We start from the raw sequence: 12,852 nt of genomic DNA, 5'->3' as shown, positions 1-12,852 counted from the left end.
TTCGACGGAGCGTCACAGCGGTCGTGATGGGTACGTACTCGGTGAAGGCCAGGGGTGATTGGGATCGTCCCGGAACCTGGCGACGGACCCGGGCGTCTTAACCACCGACGACCGTGCCCCATCCTCCCGTGGCGGAGGCGGCAAGCAATACGCGAGACGGCAAACGCCAGGCGCCGCCACCCCCACGCCATGCCCATGCTGTTGATAGGCGCAGTATGGACGCGGACGCAGCCAATGCTCGGCCCATAGGGGTTCCCCTTGTCCTGGACGGGGGTGTGATGCGCCAGTAGGTACGCACAGTGAAGTGATCGACACATGGTGTGATGTGGTCCTCGGTGTTGCCAGGCGTGCAACGGAAAGGAACGAGCGCTCATGCGCGAGATCCTCGGAAGGCGACGCAGGCTCCTTTCCAGGCGAAACAATGGAAGGCCTGAGATGCTCAGCGCGGCCCTGACATTCGCGACCGCATGGCAGTGGCCCGTACTCCCCGGCGTCGCGCCGGACCCGCAGGGGCGGGCCCGCTGCGCATGCCCCGATCCGGAGTGCACGGTTCCAGGCGCTCACCCGTTCGACCCCGGCCTGCTCGCGGCCACCACCGACGAGCGCATGGTGCGCTGGTGGTGGACAAACCGCCCCGCGGCGCCGATCGTCCTCGCCACCGGAGGCACGGCCCCGTGTGCGGTGAGCCTGCCGGCTCTCGCCGCCTCTCGCGCGCTCGGTGCACTCGACCACATGGGCATGCGCCTCGGCCCGGTGATCGCGTCCCCCACGCGCTGGGCGCTGCTCGTGCAGCCGTACTCGTTCGAGCAGCTGGGTGAGCTGCTCTACGCCAAGGACTTCGTGCCCGGCTCACTGCGCTTCCATGGAGAGGGCGGCTATCTCGCGCTGCCCCCGTCCGAGACCGGCCAGGGCCAGATCTGCTGGGAGCGTGCGCCGCTGCCCGGCTCGGCCGCGCCGTGGGTGCCCGATGTGGAAGCCGTAGTGGACGCTGTGGTGGAGGCCCTCACTCGTCCGGGTGTGAGCGCGCCCGAGTTGTAGGGGAATCGGGCGCGCGGAGAACCGAGCGCCCTCTCTTGGTCGTTATCTTCCTTTTCATGCTGCTTTCTTCTGGGGGGCGACCCTCAGATCACCGAAGAGTTCGTCTGCCGGTGCTGACCGGAGTCGTCGCGCTCATGGCCGCGCTGCCGCTGGCCGTGGCCTCCGCCGGGCCCGTCGGCCACGAGAGGCCCGCGGCGGTACGTACATCCGAGCGCGTCGACGACGATGCGGCCGCATCGCAGCCCGGCCCGAGCTCGCTGCTGCTCGGCCTGAGCCCCGCGGGCATCTCCCGCTGCGGTCCCGAACTCGCCTCGCCCGACGGCATCGAGGCGCAGACCTGCGTGCTGACCCAGGAGCGGGACACCTGGGCGCGTACGTATTACCGCAATGCCACCGGCGACGACCTGGCTGCCGTACTGACCCTCATGGCGCCCGGCGGCCGCACCGTTCAGATGCATTGCGCGGTGGGCGCGGACGACGAGCCGGGGGCGTGCGAGACGCCTCGGGAGCGCACGACGGGAGACGCGCGGGCGTACGCGGCGGTCACGGAGTTCGCGGCGGGCGCCGACGGACCGCTGCTGCTGCGCTCGGGGAGCAACTCCGCTGCGTAGAGGCCAACTCGCCTGCGTGGAGGGCGGGTTGAGAACTGTCTCGACGGCGGGCCGGGATCCGGAAACGGAAAGACCCGGTTGCTGGCGACGGGGGATGCACCAGCAACCGGGCTATTGGAACGGTAACAAGAGATCGGCAGTTCGCAAATTCGAACTCGGCTATTCGGACACCGATTCTCCTGCCGCAACAGGGAGTTGTGACAGGAGTCACCAGTTCCGCGATTCCCCTGTCGGCTGACCGGTCGGTCAGCCGAAGGCGGGGCGTCGAAGGGGCGTCAACTGAGCGTGACCTGGCGGTTGGTGAGGCCACCACGCGCCCGGCGCTCGTCCGCGGTGAGCGGTGCGTCCGTGGCCAGTGCGGCGGCGAGCCGCTCGGCGAACTCGGCCGCCGGCTTCTCGATGTCCTCCGCCGTGACGCCCGTCGGCAGGTCCCAGACCGGCACCGTGAGGCCGTGCGCACGGAAGGAGCCCACGAGGCGGGTGCCTTCTCCGAGGCTCGACCGGCCGGCCGCGTGCAGCCGCGCGAGCGCGTCCAGAAGCTGCTCCTCTGCGTGCGGCATGACCCAGCGCAGGTGGTTCTTGTCCGGGGTCTCGCACCAGTACGCGGCGTCGACGCCCGACAGCTTCACCGTCGGGATGGCGGCGGCGTTGGCACGCTCCAGGGACGCGGTCACCTCCGTAGACGCGTTCTCCGAGTCCGGAACCCAGAATTCGAAGCCCGAGTGCACAACTGGCTCGAACGCGCCTTCGGGGTCGAGCAGGTCCTGCAGCCGCGGCCCGTCCGCCGGGGCGCGCCGGCCCTGGACCGGAGTGCCGGGCTCGGCGGTCAGCGCGCGCTGCAGGGTGTCGGCAAGGTCGCGGCTGATGTCCCCGGAAGAGGTGTCGTTCTGGAGACCGATCATCACGGAGCCGTCGTCGCGGCGCAGCGCGGGCCACGCCATCGGCAGGACGGTCGCCAGCGTGACCGAAGGAACACCCTCCGGCAGGGACTCCTTGAGGGGCAGCTCGACAGTGGCCGCGGGCACCAGCTCGCGCAGCGCGACCCAGTCGCACTCGCCCGGCAGCCTCTCGAAGGGGCGCTGCACCAGCTCGGTCACGGCATGCGACGCGCTCCGTCCATGGCAGGCCTTGTAGCGGCGGCCACTGCCGCAGGGGCAGGGTTCGCGGGCACCCACAACCGGGATGTCGCCGTCCTGCGGCCGCGGCTGCCTGGCCTTCGTCTGGGATCGCTTCTTGGCCATCGTGGGTGTCTCCCGGTTACGGCTCGTCTCGTACGGGCGCGAGCCTAGCCGCTCGTACGAGGACCGACGGGACCCTGTGGACAACCGCCGGGTCGTCGCGGAACCGGCGCTTCAGTCCAAATCGTCGAAGCTTCAGCCCAAATCGTCGAATGAGTCCCCGAAGTCCAGGTCGGGCATCGCGGACACCGGGGGGCCGACGGGGGCACTTCCCGCGCGGGCGAAGTCGAGAGCGGCGGAGCGCGTGGCGAAATCGTCGCGGCGACGCTCCGCGCGCGCGTCCTTCTGGACGACCACCCACACCGTGACCTCACCGTGGACGTCGTCCCTGACGCCCCAGTCGTCGGCCAGCGCGGTGATGATGTTCAGCCCACGGCCGCCGTGCGCGGTGACCGAGGGCGTGGCCGGAACCGGACGGGTCGGACCACCACCGTCCGTCACCTCGACGGTGAGTCGTCCGCCGGGGTCCACGCGCCATGCGGCCCGGACATCACCGTCGCCGGCCAGCGCGTCGCCCAGCGGCCTGCCGTGCCGGCACGCGTTGCTCAGCAGTTCGGAAAGGATCAGTACGGCATCGTCGATGACCGCATCCGCCACACCACCGGAGCGCAACTGAGTGCGCATCCGCTGTCTTGCTTTCCCCACGCCCGCAGGGCCATGGGGTACGGCCATGCTCGACGACGTGGGCACCTCCTGTGCCACCACCAACGCCACCCCCGAGACCTCCTTCGCCCCACGCCACGGTGTGGATGCCCTCTTGGACTGGACCGGAAACCGGCCAATGCACATGCAGTGACGCACTCGTAACGATCGAATACGGACCGAACGCGCCGGAGCACTCCCCGTGACCGGATGGCCGGATTTCGACGGTATGGCCGAAGCCCTGGACCTCGCAGGTCAGCGCCCCAGCTGACGGAGCACCGCGCGCGGGCGGTTGGTGATGATCGCGTCGACACCCAGCTCGACGCAGAGAGCGACGTCCTCCGGTTCGTTCACGGTCCATACGTGAACGTGATGCCCGGCCCGCTTCAGGCGCTCGATGTACGCCGGGTGGTTGCGCACGATCCGCATGGACGGGCCCGCGATCCGCACCCCCACGGGCAGCCGTCCGTCGCGCAGCCGGGGCGAGAGGAACTGGAGCAGGTAGACCGTCGGCAGCGTCGGGGAGGCCGCCTGAACGCGGTGCAGCGAGCGCGCCGAGAAGCTCATGACCCGTACGGGCGATTCGGCGGCGGAGGCGGGGGCGTCCAGGCCGAAGCGCTTCAGGAGGTACAGCAGACGCTCCTCGACCTGGCCCGCCCAGCGGGTGGGGTGCTTCGTCTCGATGGCCAGCTCGACGCGGCGGCCGGCGTCGGCGACGAGTCCGAGGAGGCGCTCGAGCGTGAGGACGGACTGCTGCTCCCAGGACGGGGGCCGTTGCTGCTCCCAGTCGGGCGCCTCGTCGCGGTTCTTCCAGGAACCGAAGTCCAGGGTGGCGAGGTCGGCGAGCTCCAGGGCGGAGACGGCGCCGCGGCCGTTGGAGGTGCGGTTGACGCGGCGGTCGTGGACGCAGACGAGATGGCCGTCCGCGGTCAGCCGTACATCGCACTCGAGGGCGTCCGCCCCGTCCTCGATCGCCTTCTCGTAGGCGGCCAGGGTGTGCTCGGGCGCCTCTTCGGAGGCGCCGCGATGGGCGACGACCTGGATCAGGTGCTGTCGTGCGTGGGTCACCGCGTCATGGTGCCACCGCGCGCGTGTCGCTGCGTCATGGGTCCCCACGCGCGTGGGTACGCGCCAAGGGCGGCGGCTCAGGAGCTGCGGTGGTTATGTCTGACTGGTCCTATATAAAGGAAGGTCCGGGACCCACAGGCACCGCTTATGGCGCCCTGACGTCCCGTGGGAAAAGCTGACGGCATACAAAAGAAGCACATGCACAGCTGAATCGCGCCGGTCGCGAACACGTATGAGCGAGCGTGGCCGAGTGCGATCGGAAAGAGCAGCCGTGGATCGAGAGGAAGAGCTGTGAGCACCGAGAACGAGGGCACTGCGGTACCCCCGGCCCCGTCTGCACCTCCTGTGCCGGTGGACACTCCCGCTGCTTCCGCGCATCCGGAGCATGGGGTTCCACCGCGGACGGAGTCCCGACCGGAAGCGGCCGGGTACCAGGGGACGGATCCGTCCCAGGGCGCGGCCTCACCTCATGGAACGGCTTCGTCCCCGTCCCAGGAGAGTGATCCGACGGCCGCGCTGCCGAAGATGCCCTCCGGTACGCCGGAAGGCGCAGGCGCAGGCGCAGCTCCCGCTCCCGGTCCCGGTCCCGAGGCGGGCTCCTGGCCGCCTCCTCCTCCGCCTGCCACGCCGGCGTACGCGGACGGCGGCTCGGGGGCCGGCTGGGGATCCTCGTACCAGCAGCCCGCGCCCAAGTCCGGCGGCGGTCGCGGCGGTCTGCTCGCCGCGGTCCTGGTGGCCGCGCTCGTCGCGGGCGGCGTGGGCGGCGGCATCGGCTACTGGGCGGCCGACAGCAACGACACCTCCACGGGTTCGACGACGGTGTCCGCCTCGCAGAGCGGCGGTGACTTCAAGCGCGACGCCGGCACGGTCGCGGCCGTGGCCGCCAAGGCCCTGCCGAGCACCGTCACCATCGAGGCGGAGAGCGGCAGCGGAGAGGGCGGCACGGGCACCGGCTTCGTCTTCGACAAGCAGGGCCACATCCTCACCAACAACCACGTGGTGGCGGAGGCGGTCGACGGCGGCAAACTCTCCGCGACCTTCCCCAACGGCAAGAAGTACGACGCCGAGGTGGTCGGCAACGCGCAGGGGTACGACGTCGCGGTCATCAAGCTCAACAACGCCCCCTCGGACCTGAACCCGCTGCCGCTAGGCAACTCCGAAAAGGTGACCGTCGGGGACTCGACGATCGCGATCGGCGCGCCTTTCGGCCTGTCCAACACGGTGACCACCGGCATCATCAGCGCCAAGAACCGCCCGGTGGCCTCCAGCGACGGCAGCTCCAGCGGCAAGGCCTCGTACATGAGCGCGCTGCAGACCGACGCCTCGATCAACCCTGGCAACTCCGGCGGTCCGCTCCTGGACGCGAACGGCTCGGTGATCGGCATCAACTCGGCCATCCAGTCCTCCGGCAACGGCCTGGGCGGCACCGGCCAGTCCGGCTCCATAGGCCTGGGCTTCGCGATCCCGATCAACCAGGCGAAGAACGTCGCGCAGCAGCTGATCAAGACCGGCCAGCCGGTCTACCCGGTGATCGGCGCCTCGGTCTCCCTGGAGGAGGGCACGGGCGGCGCGAGGATCACCGAGGAGGGCGCGGGCGGCGCGGACCCGGTCGAGCAGGGCGGCCCCGCCGACAAGGCCGGACTCAAGCCGGGCGACCTCATCACCAAGATCGACGACACGGCGATCGACAGCGGCCCCGCCCTCATCGGCGAGATCTGGACCCACCAGCCCGGCGACACGGTCACGCTCACGTACACCCGCGACGGCAAGACCCAGACGGCCGAGGTCACCCTCGGCGAGCGCAAGGGAGACAGCTGACCCGTTACGACAGCCGACCCGTTAGTCTTGATCCCGCGCCGATCTACGGTCGGCGCGGGGTGGGTTGCCCGAGCGGCCTAAGGGAACGGTCTTGAAAACCGTCGTGGCAGCGATGTCACCGTGGGTTCAAATCCCACACCCACCGCGCAGGTCAGAAGCTATGCAGGTCAGAAGGGGTGCCACTCTCCGGAGCGGCGCCCCTTCTGCATGCACTCTGTCTCACCCTGACTCGCCCGTGTCCCAGGTTTGACCAGTACGTATGGGCCATCTGTGGGCCAACGTGGGCCCCCTATCCGCCCTTGTTCAGCTCCCGCGCGATGAGCTGATTGGAGCGCGATTGCTCACCCCGAAGGATCTTGGCGTAGAAGCGGAACAGTACGGCGATGCTGTGGCCCGCCCGGCGCGCGACTTCCACGGGATCGACCCCCGATTTGATCCACAGGGACACCCCGGCATGGCGGAGCTAGTACGGCACTTCCGCGAGGGGAGTCGCCGCGTCCGCCGTCGACAGTACGGCGGTGCGCGCCGCGTCCCACAGATCGCAGTACTCGGTAGACCGGACCCGACCACCCTTCGCGGCCCGGAAGAGCCGACCGTCTGAGGCCGTCCCGTAGGTGGCGATGTGGTCCCGCAGCATCCGCACGAGGACCGGCGGAATCGGCACGGACCGTGTCGCCCCACGGGCCCGCCGCTTGAGGCTGCGCGCCTCGTACGACGCGCCGTCATCCGTCCAGCCGCCCCCGACTTCCGGGCGACTCTCCCCCAGCATCAGCTCCCCCCATTGCTCCGCGGCTTCCTCGGTGTCCGGGGGCAACGTGCAGTCGGCGGCTTTGAGCGAGGCGATTTCGGCGGGCCTCATCGCGGCGTAGTACAGGCACCCGAAGAACGCTGCAAGGTGCTGCCCGCGCGTTCCAGAGTCCCGCACAGCGTCGATGAATGCGCGGGCCAGCGTGGGGCCGGGCACGTACCGGAAATCGATCTCGTCATCCGTCTCCGGCGGTGTCCAGTCGACGCGGGGAAGGGGGTTGGCAGACAGAAGCCCCTTCTCCTCCACCGTGTACCGCAGGAAGTTGCTCAGGACCATGCGCTTCCTGCGCGCCGTGTTCTCTGCGGCCTTCCTGCCGTCCAGCCGTCGCGAGAGCGCTTCGAGGGCGGGGCGGAGCAGGGCAGGATTTTCGAGGGCGTTGACCTTCATCGAGTGCTCAGAGATCCAGGTCAGGGCCGTTCGGATCTCTTCTGGCGGCTCTTCGACCACGTGGCGCGCGGTCAATTGGCCGTCGGGCCCCGGCACGGCGCGGAATGCCCACTGATAGAGGGCCGCCCGCAGGGTCTTCGGATTCGGGGCGCCTCGTGTGGTCGTGACCAACGTGGGCGTCACGATCGCGAGTGATTCGGCGATGCTGGCACGGTGCTTGGCCGCCGCTCGCGGCCACTTCATGAGTGCGTACGCCATGGCGTGCTCGTACCACGAGGGCGAGGTGAGCGCTGCCAGCTCACGCGCCGGCAGACCCGTGTCCTCGTCGAACTGCTCGCGCTCCCGGAGCGCCGTCATCAGCTCCGAACGGCGCCCATCCGCCTGTGGCTTGAGGCTCTTCGAGTGTGGGCGAGAGCCGACGCGCCAACGTAGCTCGTAGGGCTTCTGCCGTCCCGCGCACTTGCGGATGGACCAGATATCGACGTCGTACGTGAGCATGTGTCTCCCAAGGGGGAGGGGCCCGCTGAATCAGCGGGCCCCTCGATCGGTTGGCGTTGAACTAGGCGGCGTTCTGCTCGCAGCGCTCCCACCACGCGTCCAGGTCGCGACGGCTCACGCGGACCTGACCGTTCGGCAGCTTGCGGATCCGGGGCGCCTCGCCACGGGCGCGCATGCGGTAGAAGGCGGCGCGGCTCATGTCGATCTCTTCGAGGACTTCACGGAGCTTGGGGGCGGGCCACGGTGCGACTCCTTGGCGAGTAGTCGGCTCGGGGGTTCAGAAGTCCGCTACATCCGCTTCGCCGCTACATCGCAGGTCAGCGGCGGGTTCTGTGTAGCGGGGGGATGAGATGTAGCGGCTACGACTCGCCACGGGGTCCGGCCCCTGCGGGCGTGCCGGACCCCGTGGCGCGGGTGTGTGTAGCCGCTACATCGGGTGGGGTCCGCTACGCGGCCGCAGACCGTGAGCCGCGTCCAGGCGGACGGCCTCGTAGCCGAGGGGCTAGGCGTCCCAGTCGGCTCGGACGTGTACGCACGCGCCCGACTCGTGAAGGAGGGGACGCAGCCGACTCACACCCTGACCAGCTACTACAGGCCGGAGCATGTCGAGGGGACGCGCATCGTTGACCCCACCCCAGGACCCGCCGGCCGTGGTGGCGGATTCCGGGTCCTGTACGACGCCGGATACGAGATCGACCACATGACAGAGGGGCTGTTCGCCAGGGTCCCGACCGCAGACGAGGTGAAGCTTCTCCAACTCCCGCCCGGCGAACCCGTGGTTGAACTACACCGGACCACGTACACGGCAGATGGCACGGTGGTTGAGTTCGCAGTGGGCATCCATGCGGCCTCACGCTTCGCGTCGGAGTACGAGTTCAAGGTGCCCGACTCCGCCAACGACGACAGCAAGGGCAAGGAGAGTTCAGCGTGATCTCGGTACGGGACTGGGAGGACACCCAACTCTTGTGGGACTACCAGCAGATGCACCACGAGCCGCGCCCCTGCTCGGTCGGAATCGGTCTCGGCAGTCACGATCTGGGCGTCGCAGACACCACCGTCGACCTGTACCGGCGCGGCATGATGCCGCTGATCGTCTTCACCGGAGCGACCAGCCGAACGACCCAGGACCGTATGCCGCGCGGGGAAGCCGAGCACTACCGGGACCGCGCCCTTGAGTTGGGCGTACCAGCGGACGCCGTCCTCGTAGAGCCGCGTGCCCGCAACACGGGCCAGAACATCACTCTGTCTCGCGCTCTCCTCGAAGAGCGCGGGATCGGCGTTTCGTCTGTGCTTCTCGTCAGCAAGCCGTACGAGGAGCGGCGGGCGTATGCCACCGCTCGGAAGCTGTGGCCGGACGTCGAATTCGTCAGCGCGTCCACTCCTATGACGCTCCCCGAATACGTCGACTCGATCCAGGACGCACGTCTCGTCATCGACATGCTTGTTGGGTCACTGCAACGCCTGCTGATCTACCCCGCGCAGGGCTTCATGGTCGCGCAGGACGTGCCCGACGAGGTGATCCGCGCGTACGAACGGCTCGCGTCCCGCGGCTTCACGAGCCGACTCGTTCCCGAGACTGCCGGGAGCACCCCCGGTACACGGTGATCTCGGGAGCCGTGGGCCAGCGTCCACCTGACGATGCCGCTGTTGCGCTCCGACGCAGGTCAGGAGGGGGTTTGGTCCCGACAGCGGAGCGCTCTTGAGGACGTCCCTGATCCGAGCGCGGTCAAACTTTCTCTGCCTCATCAAGCCCCGGCTGCGCTCCGCTCCGCCGGGCGCGCTCCCGGCTCCGCCGCCCTCCGCGCTCATGCCTTCGGCCCGCGCTGCGGGCGCTGCGCCGACGCGCGCCCACATGTGGATAGGGCCGGAAGCCATGAGTCCGATCACCGCAAGGCCCATGGGCGGGCCGGTCGGCTCCGAGGCTTTAGGCAGCCACCATGGGGCGAGTCTCGAAGATCATGGCCCCAACGTCGTGCTTTAACGGGCAGGTCCACAGACTGCCCGACTCGCCGGAAGCTTAAGGGGCCATGATCACTCGCCCCATGGCAGCTCCAGCCCAAAGTCTCGGAGTCGACCTCTCACCGTTGTTAAGTTCACGGCGGAACATGAACAGGTCCACCAAGTGGTTGGTTTCACGTGAAACACTGATTCGGATCAACTCGCGTGATTTCAGGTGGAGTTGTGGTGATCTTTTCGTGGTCAAAGTCGGTCCAGTGGTCGGCAGTAGCCCACTCTGGCCGGTGCTGGGTTCCTTGGCCGAGGCGTCCGGCAGGCGCGTACCGCGCGGGGTGGACGTGCCTACCGCGAGGGTTGACCTGGTTGTCAAACCTGGAGTTGACGTCGTGGATCGGGGCCCGACCTATCGTTTGGCGGTGACCGGACTGACTACCGGTTACCGCAACCGAAGGGGACATCCTGATGAAGCGAGTACTGGCGAGTGCGTTCACGGCCCTGGTCCTGGCGGCGTCCGGCGTGGCCGCCACCTCGGCGACCGCGTCCGCGGCTCCCGACGGAGCGCGTGCCTTTCGATGCTCGTTGGCCTGGAACGACAACAACACCGCCGGCGTGAAATGTACGGGAGGCGGCAGCTTCATCGGCGTGGCCGAGTGCAAGAACGGGAGGACGGCGCAAGGAGCGAAGGCTGCGGCCGGCACCACCTCGTACGCGTACTGCACCTCGGTCAACTCGTCGCTGAAAAAGCCGATCAACGCTTGGGGAATCCGGGCCTGACGAGCCGTCCGCGTCTTGGCGGCGGCCATCACCCGGTGGCCGCCGCCGAGGGCGTCGCGGCGCGGGTGCCGCCCGTGTGGGAGCCTGGCCCCTGGCCGAGGAGGCAGCGGCCGGGAAAGGGACACAGGTCGGGGCCCAACCTCCACCAATGAGGAGGCCGGGGTACGGTCCCCCAGCCGTGCCACTCTCGTGCCAGAACGGACGGGGACTCACGGGGACTCGGGGTAAAAAGGAGGCCACCGGACTGCACCTCGCCCAGGGTAGGAAATCAGCAGGTCAGATCCATGATCGCCCCACCTCGCTCCTAAAGCGGGTGTCGACCCACGCGGCGTGCTTCATTTCGTCTCGCCGTACAGAAGGCTGTGGGCCATGTGTGGGCCAGTACGGGCAGTTGAGCCGCTTGACCGCGTATCGAGGCAGGTCAGAGCGCTGCGGAGGCTCAGGGTGCGACGGTCTTGAAGCCGTCGTGGCAGCGATGTCACCGTGGGTTCAAATCCCACACCCACCGCACATGAACGGCCCCTGACCAGCGATATCGGTCGGGGGCCTTCGTCGCGTGAGCTGCCTGCTGGTGACCGCGATTCCCCGTGAGTCCCCGGCCTATCGGGCACGGATGGGGCACGGCCGGTCTGCTGGTCCGCCCAGCAGGTGCCCCCCTCGTGGCGATACTCGGTGGAGTCGGTTGGGTAGGCGTCTCAGGATGGGCGTATGAGCCTGCCGACCGTCACGCACCGGGTGGAGTTTCTGCGCCACCCTCACCCCGGCTACCCACACCTCACGGCTTGGGGCATCCGGATAGACGGCACTGACCTGCGCGTCCTGGTCGCGAAGGCGACGCGCGCGCTCTGGAGTCGGGAGCTCGACGAGGATGACGACACCCTGCAGGAGCGCGAGGAGTTCCTGCTGGGGCAGCACGCTCCGCTGTACCTGGACGACGACGCCGACGGCGCCCGGGCCCGGGCTCATTTCATGGGCGACGCCCCGCCGGATCTCCGTGACCGCGACACCGGCGCCCTGTGCCTCCTGGGCTGCTCCTGCGGGATCGACGCCTGCTGGCCCCTGCTTGCTACGGTCCGCGCCACAGCAACGGAGATCATCTGGTCCGGCTTCTACCAGCCACACCGGCCGGAGTGGGGCGAACTGACCCTGGGCCCCTACGTCTTCCCGCGCTCGGCCTACGAGGAGACCCTGGCCGCGCCGGTCCCGCTCACCCAGGACCCCCTCGCCCCGCTGCTGGGTGAGGGATAGCCACCAGCAGGGGCAAAGCGTCGCTCCTCCACGCCGTCGACACCTGATCCAGAACCCTCAACTCACCACTCACCTCAGCTCCCATCCCGTCCGCCGTCGACCCACACACCGTGGAGCGGGCGTGGTTCAGGGCGTCAAGGTGGAGCGCGCCAGTGTACGAACGACCTTGACGCCCTGGGCCGCGACTGCTCGGCTCTGCCTGGGTCGGCGGTGGACGGGATGGGAACTCCCCGCGCACGGGTGACCGGCTGCTGGAGATCGGGTGCGGCGGTGGCGTCGCGGTGGCCACGATCTGCTCCCTGTTGTCCACCGGCAGCATCACCGCGATCGATCGTTCCGCGACAATGACCGCGCGGGCCCGGCGCCGTAATGCCGATCACGTCCATGCCGGCCGGGTCACCATCGTGACCGCCGCGTTCTCGGTGGGTGAGCTGGCCGATTCGGGCATCGGCGGCAGGCGGTTCGACAAGATCTTTGCGATCAATGTCAACCTGTTCTGGACGGGCCCCGCCCGAGACGAACTGGCTCTCGCCAAGAACCTCCTCGCACCGGGCGGCACCCTCCACGTGTTCTACGAGCCGCCCGGCCGGCGTACGGACGAGATCGTCGCGAAGGTGACCGGGGCGCTCGACGCTGGCGGGTTCGCGCCCGCGGTGACCTTGTCGGCGTCGGTACTCGGAATCGTCGCCCGCCCGCGCCCTGCGGGATGACAGCGAAGTCCGGCGGGACGGAACGGCAGCGCCGCCCCGTCCCGCACCCCGCCCGG

The 12,852-nt window shown here is 69.0% G+C and carries 13 protein-coding genes, 1 tRNA gene and 2 pseudogenes; 10 read left to right on the top strand and 6 right to left on the bottom strand.

The features are described from left to right. The first annotated feature begins 372 nt into the window (after positions 1-372). Positions 373-1,038, top strand: coding sequence for a bifunctional DNA primase/polymerase (locus G5C60_RS24400; RefSeq protein WP_165262839.1), 666 nt, complete (start codon positions 373-375; stop codon positions 1,036-1,038). A gap of 56 nt (positions 1,039-1,094) precedes the next feature. Then, complete coding sequence (locus G5C60_RS24395) at positions 1,095-1,649, top strand: hypothetical protein (RefSeq protein WP_420907404.1); 555 nt, start codon at positions 1,095-1,097, stop codon at positions 1,647-1,649. A 275-nt stretch (positions 1,650-1,924) separates the two neighbouring features. Here G5C60_RS24395 and G5C60_RS24390 read toward each other — a convergent pair whose 3' ends face one another. Then, positions 1,925-2,890, bottom strand: coding sequence for a DUF5926 family protein (locus G5C60_RS24390; protein WP_165262837.1), 966 nt, complete (start codon positions 2,888-2,890; stop codon positions 1,925-1,927). 132 nt (positions 2,891-3,022) lie between these two features. Beyond that, positions 3,023-3,601 (bottom strand): ATP-binding protein, encoded by a 579-nt coding sequence (locus G5C60_RS24385; protein ID WP_420907403.1) that lies wholly within the window; start codon positions 3,599-3,601, stop codon positions 3,023-3,025. On the opposite strand from G5C60_RS24385, the gene G5C60_RS53235 reads away from it, so the two are divergent. Beyond that, complete coding sequence (locus G5C60_RS53235; RefSeq protein ID WP_277611372.1) at positions 3,558-3,683, top strand: hypothetical protein; 126 nt, start codon at positions 3,558-3,560, stop codon at positions 3,681-3,683. The two genes, G5C60_RS24385 and G5C60_RS53235, sit on opposite strands and share 44 nt — an antisense overlap. Positions 3,684-3,784: 101 nt before the next feature. Here G5C60_RS53235 and G5C60_RS24380 read toward each other — a convergent pair whose 3' ends face one another. Then, the gene (locus G5C60_RS24380) at positions 3,785-4,597 is read right to left on the bottom strand and encodes a glycerophosphodiester phosphodiesterase family protein (RefSeq protein WP_165262833.1); all 813 of its coding nucleotides are present in this window, start codon (positions 4,595-4,597) and stop codon (positions 3,785-3,787) included. A 291-nt stretch (positions 4,598-4,888) separates the two neighbouring features. On the opposite strand from G5C60_RS24380, the gene G5C60_RS24375 reads away from it, so the two are divergent. Continuing rightward, on the top strand, positions 4,889-6,415 hold the full coding sequence (locus G5C60_RS24375; RefSeq protein ID WP_165262831.1) for a trypsin-like peptidase domain-containing protein: 1,527 nt from the start codon (positions 4,889-4,891) through the stop codon (positions 6,413-6,415). 58 nt (positions 6,416-6,473) lie between these two features. After that, a tRNA-Ser gene (locus G5C60_RS24370) sits at positions 6,474-6,560 on the top strand. 144 nt (positions 6,561-6,704) lie between these two features. Here G5C60_RS24370 and G5C60_RS53725 read toward each other — a convergent pair. The 3 genes and pseudogenes from G5C60_RS53725 to G5C60_RS24360 all read right to left on the bottom strand — a co-directional run. Beyond that, complete coding sequence (locus tag G5C60_RS53725; RefSeq protein WP_338145910.1) at positions 6,705-6,863, bottom strand: site-specific integrase; 159 nt, start codon at positions 6,861-6,863, stop codon at positions 6,705-6,707. Positions 6,864-6,878: 15 nt separating this feature from the next. Then, a complete protein-coding gene (locus G5C60_RS24365; RefSeq protein ID WP_338145909.1) occupies positions 6,879-8,108 on the bottom strand; it encodes a site-specific integrase in 1,230 nt (409 codons plus the stop codon). A 61-nt stretch (positions 8,109-8,169) separates the two neighbouring features. Further along, positions 8,170-8,337, bottom strand: a pseudogene (locus G5C60_RS24360) (helix-turn-helix transcriptional regulator); the annotation flags it as partial. A gap of 228 nt (positions 8,338-8,565) precedes the next feature. Between G5C60_RS24360 and G5C60_RS24355 the strand changes: the two are divergent. From G5C60_RS24355 to G5C60_RS24335, 5 genes and pseudogenes are all read left to right on the top strand, one after another. Further along, positions 8,566-9,039, top strand: a pseudogene (locus G5C60_RS24355) (UTRA domain-containing protein); the annotation flags it as partial. Further along, entirely contained in the window at positions 9,036-9,713 is a 678-nt protein-coding gene (locus G5C60_RS24350; protein WP_165262827.1) for an ElyC/SanA/YdcF family protein, read from the top strand. The pseudogene G5C60_RS24355 and the gene G5C60_RS24350, both read left to right, overlap by 4 nt. Positions 9,714-10,526: 813 nt before the next feature. Further along, positions 10,527-10,838, top strand: coding sequence for a hypothetical protein (locus G5C60_RS24345; protein WP_165262825.1), 312 nt, complete (start codon positions 10,527-10,529; stop codon positions 10,836-10,838). Between the two features lie 708 nt (positions 10,839-11,546). Further along, the gene (locus G5C60_RS24340; RefSeq protein WP_165262823.1) at positions 11,547-12,086 is read left to right on the top strand and encodes a hypothetical protein; all 540 of its coding nucleotides are present in this window, start codon (positions 11,547-11,549) and stop codon (positions 12,084-12,086) included. 185 nt (positions 12,087-12,271) lie between these two features. After that, a complete protein-coding gene (locus G5C60_RS24335; RefSeq protein WP_338145912.1) occupies positions 12,272-12,796 on the top strand; it encodes an SAM-dependent methyltransferase in 525 nt (174 codons plus the stop codon). The last annotated feature ends 56 nt before the right edge of the window (positions 12,797-12,852 follow it).

The organism is Streptomyces scabichelini, assembly GCF_011045015.1.
Taxonomy (GTDB): Bacteria; Actinomycetota; Actinomycetes; order Streptomycetales; family Streptomycetaceae; genus Streptomyces; species Streptomyces scabichelini.
Note: the sequence above shows the minus strand (reverse complement) of the source record. Positions and strands in the feature narration are given on the sequence as shown.